The organism is Balneolaceae bacterium (assembly GCA_034521495.1).
Classification (GTDB): domain Bacteria; phylum Bacteroidota; class Rhodothermia; order Balneolales; family Balneolaceae; genus Rhodohalobacter.
Window position 1 is genome coordinate 48,971 of record JAXHMK010000022.1, and the last position, 12,908, is coordinate 61,878.

12 protein-coding genes are annotated in these 12,908 nt (G+C 41.4%); 6 read left to right on the plus strand and 6 right to left on the minus strand.

All coding sequences use genetic code 11. From position 1 onward, the window contains the following. Positions 1 to 100: 100 nt before the first annotated feature. The 3 genes from ispE to U5K72_19595 form a co-directional block, all read right to left on the minus strand. Positions 101 to 967: a 4-(cytidine 5'-diphospho)-2-C-methyl-D-erythritol kinase gene (gene ispE, locus U5K72_19585; GenBank protein MDZ7721032.1), complete on the minus strand. Its 867-nt coding sequence runs from the start codon at positions 965 to 967 to the stop codon at positions 101 to 103. A 13-nt stretch (positions 968 to 980) separates the two neighbouring features. After that, entirely contained in the window at positions 981 to 1,238 is a 258-nt protein-coding gene (locus U5K72_19590; protein ID MDZ7721033.1) for a SemiSWEET transporter, read from the minus strand. Between the two features lie 192 nt (positions 1,239 to 1,430). Next, positions 1,431 to 2,858 carry an HD domain-containing protein gene (locus U5K72_19595; protein MDZ7721034.1) on the minus strand — a complete coding sequence of 476 codons (1,428 nt, stop codon included), beginning with the start codon at positions 2,856 to 2,858 and terminating at the stop codon, positions 1,431 to 1,433. 143 nt (positions 2,859 to 3,001) lie between these two features. Here U5K72_19595 and U5K72_19600 point away from each other — a divergent pair, with 143 nt between their 5' ends. After that, positions 3,002 to 3,937, plus strand: a complete 936-nt coding sequence (locus U5K72_19600) for a cation diffusion facilitator family transporter (protein MDZ7721035.1) — start codon at positions 3,002 to 3,004, stop codon at positions 3,935 to 3,937. Between the two features lie 91 nt (positions 3,938 to 4,028). Here the strand turns inward: U5K72_19600 and U5K72_19605 are convergent, their stop codons facing one another. Then, positions 4,029 to 4,166 (minus strand): hypothetical protein, encoded by a 138-nt coding sequence (locus U5K72_19605; GenBank protein ID MDZ7721036.1) that lies wholly within the window; start codon positions 4,164 to 4,166, stop codon positions 4,029 to 4,031. Between the two features lie 119 nt (positions 4,167 to 4,285). Further along, the gene (locus U5K72_19610; GenBank protein ID MDZ7721037.1) at positions 4,286 to 5,284 is read right to left on the minus strand and encodes a sugar phosphate nucleotidyltransferase; all 999 of its coding nucleotides are present in this window, start codon (positions 5,282 to 5,284) and stop codon (positions 4,286 to 4,288) included. A gap of 417 nt (positions 5,285 to 5,701) precedes the next feature. Here U5K72_19610 and U5K72_19615 point away from each other — a divergent pair, with 417 nt between their 5' ends. Then, the gene (locus tag U5K72_19615) at positions 5,702 to 7,381 is read left to right on the plus strand and encodes a Mur ligase family protein (protein MDZ7721038.1); all 1,680 of its coding nucleotides are present in this window, start codon (positions 5,702 to 5,704) and stop codon (positions 7,379 to 7,381) included. A gap of 714 nt (positions 7,382 to 8,095) precedes the next feature. On the opposite strand, the gene dinB is transcribed toward U5K72_19615, so the two are convergent. Beyond that, a complete protein-coding gene (gene dinB, locus U5K72_19620; protein ID MDZ7721039.1) occupies positions 8,096 to 9,196 on the minus strand; it encodes a DNA polymerase IV in 1,101 nt (366 codons plus the stop codon). 92 nt (positions 9,197 to 9,288) lie between these two features. Here dinB and U5K72_19625 point away from each other — a divergent pair, with 92 nt between their 5' ends. The 4 genes from U5K72_19625 (at position 9,289) to U5K72_19640 (ending at position 12,849) form a co-directional block, all read left to right on the plus strand. Continuing rightward, complete coding sequence (locus tag U5K72_19625) at positions 9,289 to 9,564, plus strand: hypothetical protein (GenBank protein ID MDZ7721040.1); 276 nt, start codon at positions 9,289 to 9,291, stop codon at positions 9,562 to 9,564. A gap of 47 nt (positions 9,565 to 9,611) precedes the next feature. Continuing rightward, positions 9,612 to 10,100 (plus strand): hypothetical protein, encoded by a 489-nt coding sequence (locus tag U5K72_19630; GenBank protein ID MDZ7721041.1) that lies wholly within the window; start codon positions 9,612 to 9,614, stop codon positions 10,098 to 10,100. Between the two features lie 75 nt (positions 10,101 to 10,175). After that, positions 10,176 to 11,579: a Glu/Leu/Phe/Val dehydrogenase gene (locus U5K72_19635; GenBank protein ID MDZ7721042.1), complete on the plus strand. Its 1,404-nt coding sequence runs from the start codon at positions 10,176 to 10,178 to the stop codon at positions 11,577 to 11,579. A gap of 178 nt (positions 11,580 to 11,757) precedes the next feature. Continuing rightward, positions 11,758 to 12,849 (plus strand): calcium/sodium antiporter, encoded by a 1,092-nt coding sequence (locus U5K72_19640; GenBank protein MDZ7721043.1) that lies wholly within the window; start codon positions 11,758 to 11,760, stop codon positions 12,847 to 12,849. Positions 12,850 to 12,908 lie beyond the last annotated feature (59 nt).

Consider the following 12,908-nt stretch of genomic DNA (forward strand, 5'->3'; position numbering starts at 1 on the left):
ACTGCTCAGAATCTCCCGGAGAGTTTAGAATTAGGAGATTCTGTCCCAAGGACTCCTTTGGTGAATAAAGTTCAGAATGATATTCATTAGATATATTGGCTCAAACTTCTTTTAGATAGATTCCATAATCGGGTGTAAATCCCGGTTTCGTTAAATTTGTTGCGAATCCAAGATCATGAAACGATTCGTAGGCTTGAATTGCAACAAAATCTTGTTCAAAAATCCCAAAAACTGAAGAACCACTTCCGCTCATCGCAGAATAGGCTGCGCCAAAATCATAAAGTTGATCCTTAATATTTCCAATCAGGTGATTTCGGACAATGACCGGTGGTTCAAGGTCATTTTGAAGAAGATACCGCCATTCCTCAAGCTCCTCCTCGGTTAAAATTCTTTTGATGGAAAACTCCGGATTTGGATTCGGTTCGCAATTCTTATACGCTTCTGCTGTTGAAGATTCAAAATCGGGATAGATTGTTAAAATCCATCCGTCAGGCTGTATATCAAGCGGTTCAATTTCGTTTCCTAATCCTGTTCCAAGTCCGGTTTTTCCTTTTATAAAAAAGGGTATATCTGCTCCAAGATCCCGGCTCAGATCGATCAGTTCTTCTTCCGAAAGGCCGATTTTTTCCAGTTTATTCAACATCCGAAGAGTTAATGCAGCATTACTGCTTCCGCCGCCGAGTCCTGCACCTGTCGGGATATTTTTTTTGATATTAAACGAGTAGTGATTTTTCAGTCCGATATAGCGATTGAAGGCGTTGTACGCTTGTGTAATTAGATTATTTTCGTCGGTAGGTATAGAGTAATTGGTAAGTTTCAGATTGAATGAATCACTCTCTTTCACTTCAAACCGGTCGTTCCATTCGATAAAGCAAAACCCGGTTTCAATATTATGATACCCGGTTGGCAGCCGTTCCAACACATGAAGTCCGAGATTTATTTTTGCGTACGAATTGGCTATCCACATAAAACAGGCTCAATTAGTCTTTAAAACTCAATTTAAAATATAAGATACTTGATGCCAGAATCATGGAAACAACATTCGTGAGAATGATAGGAATATCCTGAATCATAATTCCGTAGGTAAGCCATAAAAGTATGCCTGTGCAAAATACAGAGTACATTCCTAAGGACAGATCTTTAGCTGATTTGGTTTTCCAGGTTTTTAAAGCCTGGGGCAGAAATGCAATTGTGGTGCAAAATCCGGCAGTTAAACCGATAATGGTATGAAAATCCATACAGAAAATTGTTAGAAGTAAGTTGAAATAAGGATAATATTTTTGAAATCTCCCTTCTTGAGAGGGGACAGTTTGTGAAGCGTTTAGCGAAACAAACAGGGGTGTGTTCATGCCTATCGCTGAATTCACAAAACACATCCCTCGTCAAATCACTGAACGAGATTTAATCTTTCCCCTCTCAATAGGGGAGACTTAATCCTCCATTTTATTTTGAAATTTTTCTTTAATCCGAAGCAGGTATTGGTAGGCTTCATCATGGTCGTTGGGAATTTCTCCATCCAAGATAGCATTTTTTATGTTCTCTTTTACTTCTCCCACAATCGGTCCGGGTTTTACACCCAGTACGTTCATAATTTCATCACCACTGATAGGATTTTTCCATTTCCTGATTCGATCTTTCTTTTCAACCTCTTCAATCTTCTTTTCAACCCGATCAAAATTCTGGAGATATTTTTTAACTCTCCACTCATTTTTACTGGTGATGTCGGCACGGCAAAGAGTCATTAAATCGTCAATTTCATCACCAGCTTCGTAGATTAACCGGCGGATGGCACTGTCGCTGACTTCATCTGATACCAAAGCGATCGGGCGGAGGTGAAGCCGTACCAGTTTTTTAACGTATTTCATTCGGTCATCAAGGGGAAGGCCAAGACGCCTGAAGATTCGGGGAACCCATTTAGCTCCAACTGCATCGTGCCCGTGAAACGTCCATCCCGTTCCTTTCACAAATTTCTTGGTAACAGGTTTAGCAATGTCGTGCATGATAGCCGCCCACCGAAGCCAGAGATCATTGCTGACCTCAGCAACATTGTCGAGTACTTTCAGAGTATGCCAGAAATTGTCTTTGTGCCGTTGCCCCTTTTTTTCATCAACTCCTTTTAATTCTACCATCTCCGGGAAAAACTCATCCAGTAAATTCGATTCCAATAATAAAGTAAATCCAATGGATGGTCTTGGAGCCATCACAATTTTATTCAGTTCATCAATAATTCTCTCTTTTGAAATAATTGATAACCGGTGTGCCATCTTTTTGATGGCGTCCATCGTTTCATTCTCGATAGAAAAGTCCAGTTGTGTTGCAAAACGGACCGCACGCATCATTCGCAGCGGATCGTCATCAAATGTTTTTTCCGGGTCGATCGGTGTGCGGATAATCTCATTCTGAAGATCCCGGATTCCCTCAAACGGGTCATGTAAAACGCCAAAAGAATCAGGGTTCAGGCACCATGAAAGTGCGTTAATGGTCAAATCGCGCCGAAGCTGATCATCCTCAAGCGTACCGTCTTCAACAATCGGTTTGCGTGAATTTCGGCGGTAGCTCTCTTTTCGGGCCCCGACAAATTCAAGATCCAGGTCGTTGTATTTTACCTGGGCCGTTCCAAACTGTTTGAATACCGAAATGTTCGATGCATTAAGACTCTCAGCCACTTTTTTGGCAAGTTGAATACCGGAACCAACTGTTACAAAGTCGATATCTTTAGTCTCGGAATTCCGGTTTTGTAAATAATAATCACGGACGTAGCCACCTACCACAAAAACCCGCTGATCCAATGAGTCTGCAGCTTCGCCAATGGATTTAAAAATTGCTTGGTGTTTTTCAGGAATATCGATCAAAATCATTCGTTTTTTGTTAGCTTGTAAAAATAAAAACATTCAGCAAAGCATTCAGAACTAATTGAGGTTTGAGGTTCATTGTTTAAAGTTTCAGTTAACTTTAAACTTTGGATATTGAATATTGAACATAAAAATTGATTTTTAAATCCATGCAAGATCAAAATCGTGTACGTAAAGCATTAACTATCAGTTTTTTGATCTCCTTTCTGTCGCTGTGTGCCAAGATGGTTGCCTATTATTTAACAGATTCAACCACAGCAATGTCAGATGCTGCCGAGTCTGTTGTGCACGTATTTGCAGTCGGTTTTGTTTTGTATGGATTTTTTCTGAGCATGAAACCAGCCGATGATGATCATCTTTACGGACATGAAAAAATCGAATTTTTATCCGTAGGAGTAGAAGGTGCAGTTATTATTCTTGCTTCATTTTCAATTCTGTACCTGGCTATTAATAATCTCATTTTTGGGTTCGAACTCCAGAACCTGGATACAGGCATATATTTGGTTGGATTGGCAGCTGTGATCAATCTAATTCTTGGGCTCTATCTCAGAAAAGTTGGCAAAGAGGAAGACAATGTTATTGTAAAAAGTAACGGTAAACATGTTTTAACTGATGTTTGGACAAGTGCCGGTGTTATCATCACGTTATTGCTTATTCAATGGATTGGATGGATTTATCTCGATACGATTGTAAGTATATCTATCGCAATCTTTATTTTTTATGAAGGGTTCAAGCTTATTAAATACTCTGTAAAAGGAATTATGGATACCAGAGATCCTGACGTACACAATGCACTCCTGGATGTTTTAAAAGACAATCTGCCCGGTACTATTAATAGCTGGCACCACCTCCGCCATCGTACTTCGGGCCAGACAACATGGGTTGAGTTACATATTGTTTTTAAAGCGGATGTGAGTTTGAAAAAGGCTCATGATGATGCAACAATACTTGAACGCAGGCTCATTGATGCCATAAATAGTGATGCTATTGTGACTCTTCACCTTGAACCCGAAGAACCCTATGATGATATTCACGATCTGCTGGAAGGAGCGAATAAGAACAGGGATCTGGATGATTTTATTTGAGAGAGGTAAACACATTCATCGGAGGTATATTTTAGACTTGAACCGAAAAAAAGCTATCAACACTCTTCCGATAACTTTGACTGATGGCTTTTTATTTTTGTCCATCTAACTGAGCTTTCAGCCATGAAAGATCTTCTTTATCTAACTCTTCCTGAGAAATTGTTGTGTCCTTTTTTAGATCAACCTCACTCATCTTCAGCATTTGCTTTTGTTCCTTTGTTAACGGCACAGTTTCAGGCTGATTTTTGAATGAATATTCCAGGTTTCTATTTCGGTGTGATGTCGGTTCCTATAAAATTCAGCTGCCAAGATGGACTTGGCAGCCGAGAAATATTTATACGGGTGTTCCTACCTCTGATCGATTATCGAATGATCCCCAATGTGAAACGTTCCTTTCGCACGCTTGGTTTGAGCATGTTTTCCAATCGTTGATTTCTCAAGATCGGAGTTTTTAATGGTAGCCTGCTCCTGGATGATGGAGCTTTTGATGGTGCTATTCTGGATGGTTGAACCGGCTTCAATGCTTACATTCGGCCCGATCTCACTTCCGGTAATCGTCACATCATCACCAATAAAAACCGGGGGGTGGATGATGGTATCTTCATAAGAACCATATTCATGCTTCTCTTTCTTCAGGATTTCACCGGTCGTTTCCAGCCATGCGGGTAGAGTTCCGCAATCCAGCCATTCATCAACCGTAGCCTTTTTGAACACTTTACCGCCTTTTAGAAGTCGGTCCAGGGCATCCGTAAGCTGGTATTCATCGCCATGGCCTTTGATCTCGTTATCGAGCAAATACTGAATCTCCTTCTGCAGATCTTTACCCTCTTTGAAATAGTACACGCCAATGATAGCGAGGTTGGAAATCGGTTCACTCGGTTTTTCAACAAAATCGGTAATGGTTTCTCCCTCATGAACGGCTACTCCAAATCGAGACGGGTCTTCCACCTCTTTTAGCCAGATGACGCTGTCGGCTTCTTCAACAGACACCTTGTCATACGAGTCGAAAATTGTGTCGGCAAATACGATAATCACTTCGCCATCAAGATCTTCCTTTGCGGAATAAACGGCATGAGCGGTTCCCAGAGCTTCTTCCTGCACACGAAAGGTTGCTTTGGCATTCTGCCGGTCACTCATATTCTTCAGGGTGTCTTTGATCTCCTGCCCAAAGTCGGGTCCAAGAATAAATACAATCTCATCGATTGTGCGATCGAGTGTGCGCCCAAAGGTTTCCACAATTCGTTCTACAATCATGGTGCCTGCAACAGGTAATAATGGTTTTGGTGTGGTATGAGAGTGAGGCCGAACACGGGTTCCTCTGCCGGCCATGGGAATAATCAATTTCATCAGTTTAATTTTTTGAGTTATTAAGTAATGTTTTCGAAACCAATTTTCCCTCCTTAGATAAGGAGGGGCTGGGAGTGGTTGGATTGTGCTGTCGGATAGCGGGAGGATAGACACCCCTCCCGGCTTCGCCATACTCCCTCAAGGGGAGAATATCCACTCAGACCCTTTGATACGGGGGACTTATTAATGTTACGGAAAACCGCTCTCCGCGAAAACTTTCCGACTGTTTTTTATATCTTATACATTCGTTTAGCTGAAAGGTATTTTTAACACCTTTGCTGGTTCAAGTTTGTAAGCTGGACTATCTTAGCACAAGTTACAAACTTGAACCAGTGAAAGCTCAGGCTTGGCTAATATAAAGGATTGAGGAATCTAATTCGACCTGCTAATAATCTATTAATCTTCGATTTACTGAATTTGGAATTTTATACGTTACTGGTAAACGGTTTTGTTTTTTTATTGATCGCCGTTTTTATTCGCCATTCACTCTATCGCCTTCGGTACCACCTGCAGATGTTCCAGCAAGTGGGTTACAAAACTCATGAATTTCGTCAGTGGTTTTCTACACACCTTTTTTCGAAAGGAGTTACGATAGAGCATTTGTTGTTCAATGTTGTCATTTTGGTGATGGTCTATCTGTTGGCCGACAGAATCACTTTAACAGCGGGGGCCATTGTAATGGGAATATTTGCCCTGTTTTGGTTTGCCGGTACGTCAAAATATCGCGAAGAAAAAGAGAAAAAGCCGCTGGTTTATACGCCGAGAATGCTCAGGCTCTCCATTCCTATTGTAATCGTTCTGTTTTTTCTTTGGTATCTATTGATGGATCTGGGATACCAGGTATTAAGGCTCCGCGATTTTGCCGAACCGTTTGTGGAGCTTGAACCCTATTTTATGAGTTTCGGAATGGTATTGGTTGATATACTCATCCCCGCCTTTGTCTGGATTTTCGGATGGATATTAAAACCGGTAGAGCTCTACATTCAAAATGGTTTTAAAAAACAGGCCCGAAAGAAAATTGCTTCACTGCCCCATCTCAAGGTAATCGCGATTACCGGCAGTTATGGAAAGACCAGCACTAAATTTGTGATCGATGCTTTTTTGAAAGAACGAATGAGTGTCTGTACAACTCCCGGTAGTTACAACACGCCAATGGGAATTTGTAAGGTGATTAACAACCGGCTTGAAGCAAATCACAAAGCTCTGATTCTGGAAATGGGTGCTCGATATGAAGGCAATATCAAAGAGTTGTGTGATCTTGCACAGCCTGATATATCAGTGATTACCAACGTGGGAATTGCTCATCTTGAAACATTTGGGTCACAAGAGATCATCGCGTATGAAAAAGCAACATTGGCCAGAGAATTGAAAGAGAATGGAACGTTGATTTTAAACGGAGAGGACCCTCTCGTTCGGGAAATGGCTGATCTTCGGGATGATGTTAAAACCGTTTTTGTCGGAAGGGATGGATCGATTCGTGCATCTAATATTCAAACCGGATCTGAAGGTACATCCTTTCTGATGGAGTGGTTTGATGAGAATGGGAAACAGGTTGATAGCGAGACAATTAAAACCCGGCTTTTGGGACGCCATAATATTCAAAATTTCCTGATTGGTGCTGCCGTAGCTCGCGAATTTGATATTCGTCTGAAGACCATCGCTCTTGCCGCATCAAGAATGGAGCCGGTGGAACATCGTTTAGAGCTAAAGCACCGCGATGGTTTTGTAATAATTGATGATGCGTTTAACTCCAATCCCGTTGGTGCAGAAAATGCGGTTAAAGTATTGAGTTCATTTCAGCAGGGACGAAAATTTATCATTACACCCGGAATGATTGAATTGGGTGATAAAGAAGAAGAAAAAAACGAAGAGTTTGGCAGACAAATTGGTGAATCCGAAATTGATGTAGCTATTCTTGTAGGTGAAGATCGAACAAAACCGATTTTGAGAGGAATTCAGGCAACGGATAAAGGAGAAGAGAAAGAGGTGAGGGTTGTCAACTCACTGTTTGAAGCCAATGATCTATTGAAAAGCGAAGGCCAAAAGGGAGATGTAGTATTGTACGAAAATGACCTTCCGGATACGTATAATTCGTAAACGTACAACGGTCAGCCTGACCGTTACTACAAATTTTATTTTAATAATCAGTGGCCGGAGAAGCTGTCTGGTGTACATGTACAACGGGCTGCCAGCCCGTTATTAATCAACTCAAAACTATTGATGCGTGTGGTACAGGATGTCTGATTATCTATTAAACATACACTTGGACATTGCCAATACTAAAGTCTTTCGTGACGGACAAGCTGTCTGGTGTAATTGCATCGCCTGCCGAATCGCAGTGTCTAAGTCCGTGAAACTCGTCCAAAAAAGGACTGTGCAGATGAGGGAAAGCTGCTCGGCGAATCTCCGATCTCAATTTCACGAATACGGCTGCCAAGAGAGCTTCACAGCCGACAACAGAAGCTTCTAAACATTCTGGCAAAAATCGCAAGGCTGTTGTAGTTCATTCGAGTCAGTACTTAGCTATGGAAGTAACGGCAGACTTACCGTTCTTTCAGGCCTTAAATCAAGTTTCAGATGATGAGGACTTACCCCCATTTTTTAATTCAAAACGAACTGCAACTTACACTCGTCTCGGTGCTCTGCTCCGAGATGGTAGTCTGGGCTGCTCTGCTTCCTGTTTAAAGAAAAAATGCATTTCCATTTATATAAAGTGTTAACGATCTGATTTTTAATAACATATATCTCATATGAAATAATTTTCGGGGTAACTCCACTCAGATGATCGGGCAAGCTGCCCGATGTACATTTTCAAAACCCATCAAATGGAATTTCAAGTTGCTTTCCAATCACCCCGCTTTTTCTGAGGTTTAGGCTGGATACCGATATACCTAACAATCGCACTTCTCTTGCTCCGGCTTCGGTCTCTTCAAGGAGTCGAATTGCCACTTCCGCAAGTTCTTTTGCATCAGCCGTATAGTGGTGCAGTGTATAGCTGCGGGTAACCGTTTCAAAATCTTCATAACGGACTTTCAGGGTGATGGTCTTTCCGGCCGCACCCAGTTTTTCCATCGATTGTGAGATTTTCTCAGCCAAGTCTCGTAAAAATTCACGAATCCATTCCAGGTCGGAGACATCTTCTGAAAACGTTCGTTCTTTGCCAACCGATTTGCGTGTTCTGTCTGTTTTTACCCGTCGGTTATCAATCCCACGAACAATACGGTAGTAGTGATGACCTGATTTCCCAAACTGTTTCACCAGGTCCACTTCATCCCACTTCTTTAAATCGGCCCCGGTTTGAATACCGAGAGATTCCATCTTACGCTGAGTGGCTTTGCCAACACCAAAAAAATTACCGATTTCAAGCTGCTCGATAAACTCTTCAGCTTTGTCGGGTGTGATAACGCTGAGTCCATCCGGCTTGTCCAGATCGGAGGCAATTTTGGCGAGAAATTTATTGAAAGCCACTCCTGCAGAGGCGGTTAGTCCGGTCTGTTCTTTTATCTGTTTTCTAATTCGGTGAGCAATCAGTGTACCTGACGGAATATTCTTATGATTTTCTGTTACGTCAAGATACGCTTCATCCAGGGAGAGGGGTTCAACGAGATCGGTATATTCAAAAAAGATCTGCCGGATCTGTTTGGAAACTTCTTTGTATACATCAAACCTCGGTTTCACAAAGATAGCGTGGGGACAAAGTTTAACAGCCCTGGCTGCCGGCATCGCAGAATGAACTCCGTACTTTCGTACTTCGTAACTGGCTGCAGCCACAACCCCTCTGCCTTGAGGCGAACCACCTACAATCAGAGGTTTATTCCTGTATTCCGGGAAATCCCTCTGTTCCACGGAGGCATAAAATGCATCCATGTCTACATGGATAATTTTCCGAATGTGATCTTCAAAATTTTTCATAAAAAAATTATAGTGATGTACAGGAATAAAAAGATAAAATTTGTACCTTTACACCTGTAATTAAAAGATAATTCAAAAACTTCGATTGATTCATGGAAGAATTGAATGGCGTTGTACTCTACTGGCTAATTTCTATTGGATTGCTTGTAGGATTTATAGTTGATATTGTGATGATCAGAGAAGGAATTGGCATGATTGGTAATGTAATTTGGGGAGCCATCGGGTCTGTGATTATCGGAGCTATAGTCATCTCTTTTGGGCTGTATGCCCCTCTTTTATATGCCGCAATCGGGTCTATAGCCTTTCTTTTTCTTTTCAATGTATTCAGTATCCATACGTCGGATCATGTGGATGCAAAAGCCGGTTAAAGCCGATCTCAGCAAATCTTCCAAATATTGATCACGACTCTTTATGGTTGATTTTTGATGAGAAATCAACCACACACTGTTATTCAATTATCAAACGGATGGCAGAAACCTATCAATCCGTTTCATTTACACCGCATATAACCCTTTCCGGAACTCCCAACTGGGAACGAAACAGGATCGAAAAAGCGATTGAAGAGATCGCTGATGAAACCCAGCCTTTAAAATTGAAAACAACCTCCCTGCGGTGTTCATCAAACCCTTATCAAAAGATGACTCACGGCATTCAAAAGACACCCCGGCTCAGCAGTCTTCATCAAAAAACAGATGCTGCTTTTAAAGGTGATTATACAAAGAAGGCTTATCCGCATATCTCTTACCTTTACAGTCGTTTAGAATGCAGTGCTATATCGCATGAGATCAAGCAGGCAGAAAAAGAGGCCCCTCAGGAAATTTTGGCAAACCGGCTTGCACTGATTCGTTGCAAAGGAACGCCTGAGGCATGGAAAACGCTAACTATATGGGAGCTAAATGATTAAACTTTTAATTTGAAAGTGGATAGCATTATCCCGACAATAAAATGAAAATCTACCAAAAACCATCTAAGGAGAAACATGAGTGATTATAAATTTTTTGATCAGGTTAACAAAGCTTTTGATAAAGCAGCAGCTTACACCCGTTTTGATAAGGGACTACTTGAACAGATGAAGAACTGCAATGATATTCTGCACATCACTTTTCCGCTTGAGAGAGATGACGGTTCGATTGAGGTGATCCACGGATGGCGGGTAGAACACAGCCATCATAAACTGCCGACCAAAGGCGGAATTCGTTATAGTATGACGGTGAATGAAGATGAAACGATGGCGCTTGCCTCTCTCATGACATATAAATGTGCCGTGGTTGATGTTCCCTTTGGAGGTGCAAAAGGAGGAATTAAAATTGATAAGTCGCAGTATTCGGAAGAGGAGCTTGAGCGAATTACCCGTCGATATACATTTCAGCTATTTAAAAAGAATTTTATTGGTCCGGGATCGGATGTACCTGCCCCCGATTATGGTACAAGTGCCCGTGAGATGGGGTGGGTATTGGATACATTTCGCCAAATCGATTCTGATATCAATGCGGAAGCATGCGTTACTGGTAAGCCAATGGGCCAGGGGGGAATTGGTGGACGGACAGAGGCTACCGGTCGTGGTGTATTTTTTGGCGTGCAGGAGGCATGCTCCTATGAAGAGGATATGAAAGAGCTTGGACTGGAACCAGGTATTGAAGGTAAAACATTTGTGGTTCAGGGACTTGGTAATGTAGGTTATCACGCTGCAAAATATCTTGTAGAAGCCGGAGCTGTAATGGTTGGAGTAGCCGAAATGGACGGATCCATATACAGCAAAAAAGGGATTGATCTAACCAAATTGATGGAATACAAAAAGGAAACCGGTGGCGTGAGTGGTTTTGAAGGAACCGAAACGCTTAAGGACAACAGTGCTGTATTGGAATCCGAATGCGATATTCTTGTACCGGCTGCACTCGAAAATCAGTTAAAAGAGAGTAATGCCCCAAATATAAAGGCAAAAATTATTGCTGAGGCGGCTAACGGCCCAACAACTTCCGAGGCTCATGAAATTATTAAAGAGAAGGGAGCACTTATCATACCAGATAATTATTTAAATGCCGGCGGTGTAACTGTTTCCTATTTCGAATGGTTAAAAAATATTCAGCATGTGCGGTTTGGTCGACTTGAAAGACGGTTTGAAGAGGACAGCTATCGTAAAATTCTCTCAGTAATTGAGACAATTTCTGAGCGCAAGTTTACCAGTAAAGAGCTTGAAGTTCTTGCTCACGGCGGAAGCGAAAAAGATCTGGTTGATTCTGGCTTGAAAGATACAATGGTCAACAGTTATAACCAGATCAACGAAATCAGGAAAAAACATGATGTTGATTTAAGAACGGCTGCTTTTATTAGTGCGATTAATAAGGTTGGCGAACTTTATGAGCAGATGGGAATTTTCCCCTGATAAAAAAAGAACCCTGTGTCTTTCACAACACAGGGTTTCATTTACATTTCTTTAACCAAAACATCTTATGTTGATTACTACGCTGATGCAGGAGTTATGTTGCACTTTAATAGGAAAAAAATAAACACTACAAATTTCTAAGATTTCGGTCTTATCCCACTTCTAATCTATTCTATCTGTGCTGATCCCACTGCTTTGGTTTATCGTTGGTCTTATTGCTTTAATAACAGGTGCTGAACTTCTTGTTAGATATATCTCTAAAATTGCTTTGAAATTGGGGATATCAAAGCTGATCATTGCTCTTACCGTTGTTGCATTTGGCACAAGTGCACCAGAACTGGCTGTAAGCGTACAGGCCACTGTAGACGGGCAGACAGACTTAATGCTTGGTAATATCATCGGCAGTAATATAAGTAATACACTGCTTATTCTGGGGTTATCAGCTCTTTTTATTCCGCTTAAAGTTCACAAAAGCCTGATCAAATCCGATGTCCCAATTATGATTGGGATTACGATATTACTCTATTTCCTCTCCTATAATGGTGCACTTGGCCTATGGGAATGCATTCTTCTGGTAACTTTATTGGTGACTTATCTGTTGTTTCTTGCCCGTAAAAAAGGTGACGTTTCAATCGCCGAAATAAAGTCGAAAAAGGAAGAAACGGGAAGTATGTTTCTGAATGTAGTTCTGACGATTTTGGGATTCGTACTGCTGATTACAGGAGCCAGGTGGCTTATTAGCAGTTCTCTTATATTTGCAGAGATGGCTGGAGTTAGTGAGCTTATTATCGGGTTAACAGTAGTGGCCATCGGGACGTCTCTTCCCGAAATTGTAATATCGCTTGTAGCAGCCTTTCGCGGCGAACGGGATATTGCGGTGGGAAATGTGGTCGGCAGCAATATTCTTAATATACTTGCTGTGCTTGGGTTTGCCGGTATTTTTTCCAGTGAGATAATTCCAATTCAACAATCCCTGCTTGAGTTTGATTTTATTGTTTTAATTGCAGCTTCAATCGCATGTCTTCCAATTTTCTACACCGGGCATAAAATCGTCAGATGGGAGGGAGGAATCTTTCTGATGTTCTATTTTGCCTATCTTTTTTACCTGTTCTTGTCGTCAACGGAGCATCAGTTTATAGAGGTGTTTATCAATTTTATGCTCTTTTTTGTACTGCCGTTAACCGTTCTTACAATTCTGTACCATACTATAATCGAATGGAACTGGCGGCGAAAGTATGTAAATTTATTCAAGTCAAAAGATCAGAAATAAGTGTTTTTGTATTGTTATTTAAACGAATTTTAGGGTACTATAAGACCGGTTTTAGCAAA

What these genes read in the sequence shown, in the direction of transcription:
- ispE (MDZ7721032.1), bottom strand. Translation starts at nt 967, where the DNA reads ATGTGGATAGCCAATTCGTACGCAAAAATAAATCTCGGACTTCATGTG.
- U5K72_19590 (MDZ7721033.1), bottom strand. Translation starts at nt 1,238, where the DNA reads ATGGATTTTCATACCATTATCGGTTTAACTGCCGGATTTTGCACCACA.
- U5K72_19595 (MDZ7721034.1), bottom strand. Translation starts at nt 2,858, where the DNA reads ATGATTTTGATCGATATTCCTGAAAAACACCAAGCAATTTTTAAATCC.
- U5K72_19600 (MDZ7721035.1), top strand. Translation starts at nt 3,002, where the DNA reads ATGCAAGATCAAAATCGTGTACGTAAAGCATTAACTATCAGTTTTTTG.
- U5K72_19610 (MDZ7721037.1), bottom strand. Translation starts at nt 5,284, where the DNA reads ATGAAATTGATTATTCCCATGGCCGGCAGAGGAACCCGTGTTCGGCCT.
- dinB (MDZ7721039.1), bottom strand. Translation starts at nt 9,196, where the DNA reads ATGAAAAATTTTGAAGATCACATTCGGAAAATTATCCATGTAGACATG.
- U5K72_19625 (MDZ7721040.1), top strand. Translation starts at nt 9,289, where the DNA reads ATGGAAGAATTGAATGGCGTTGTACTCTACTGGCTAATTTCTATTGGA.
- U5K72_19635 (MDZ7721042.1), top strand. Translation starts at nt 10,176, where the DNA reads ATGAGTGATTATAAATTTTTTGATCAGGTTAACAAAGCTTTTGATAAA.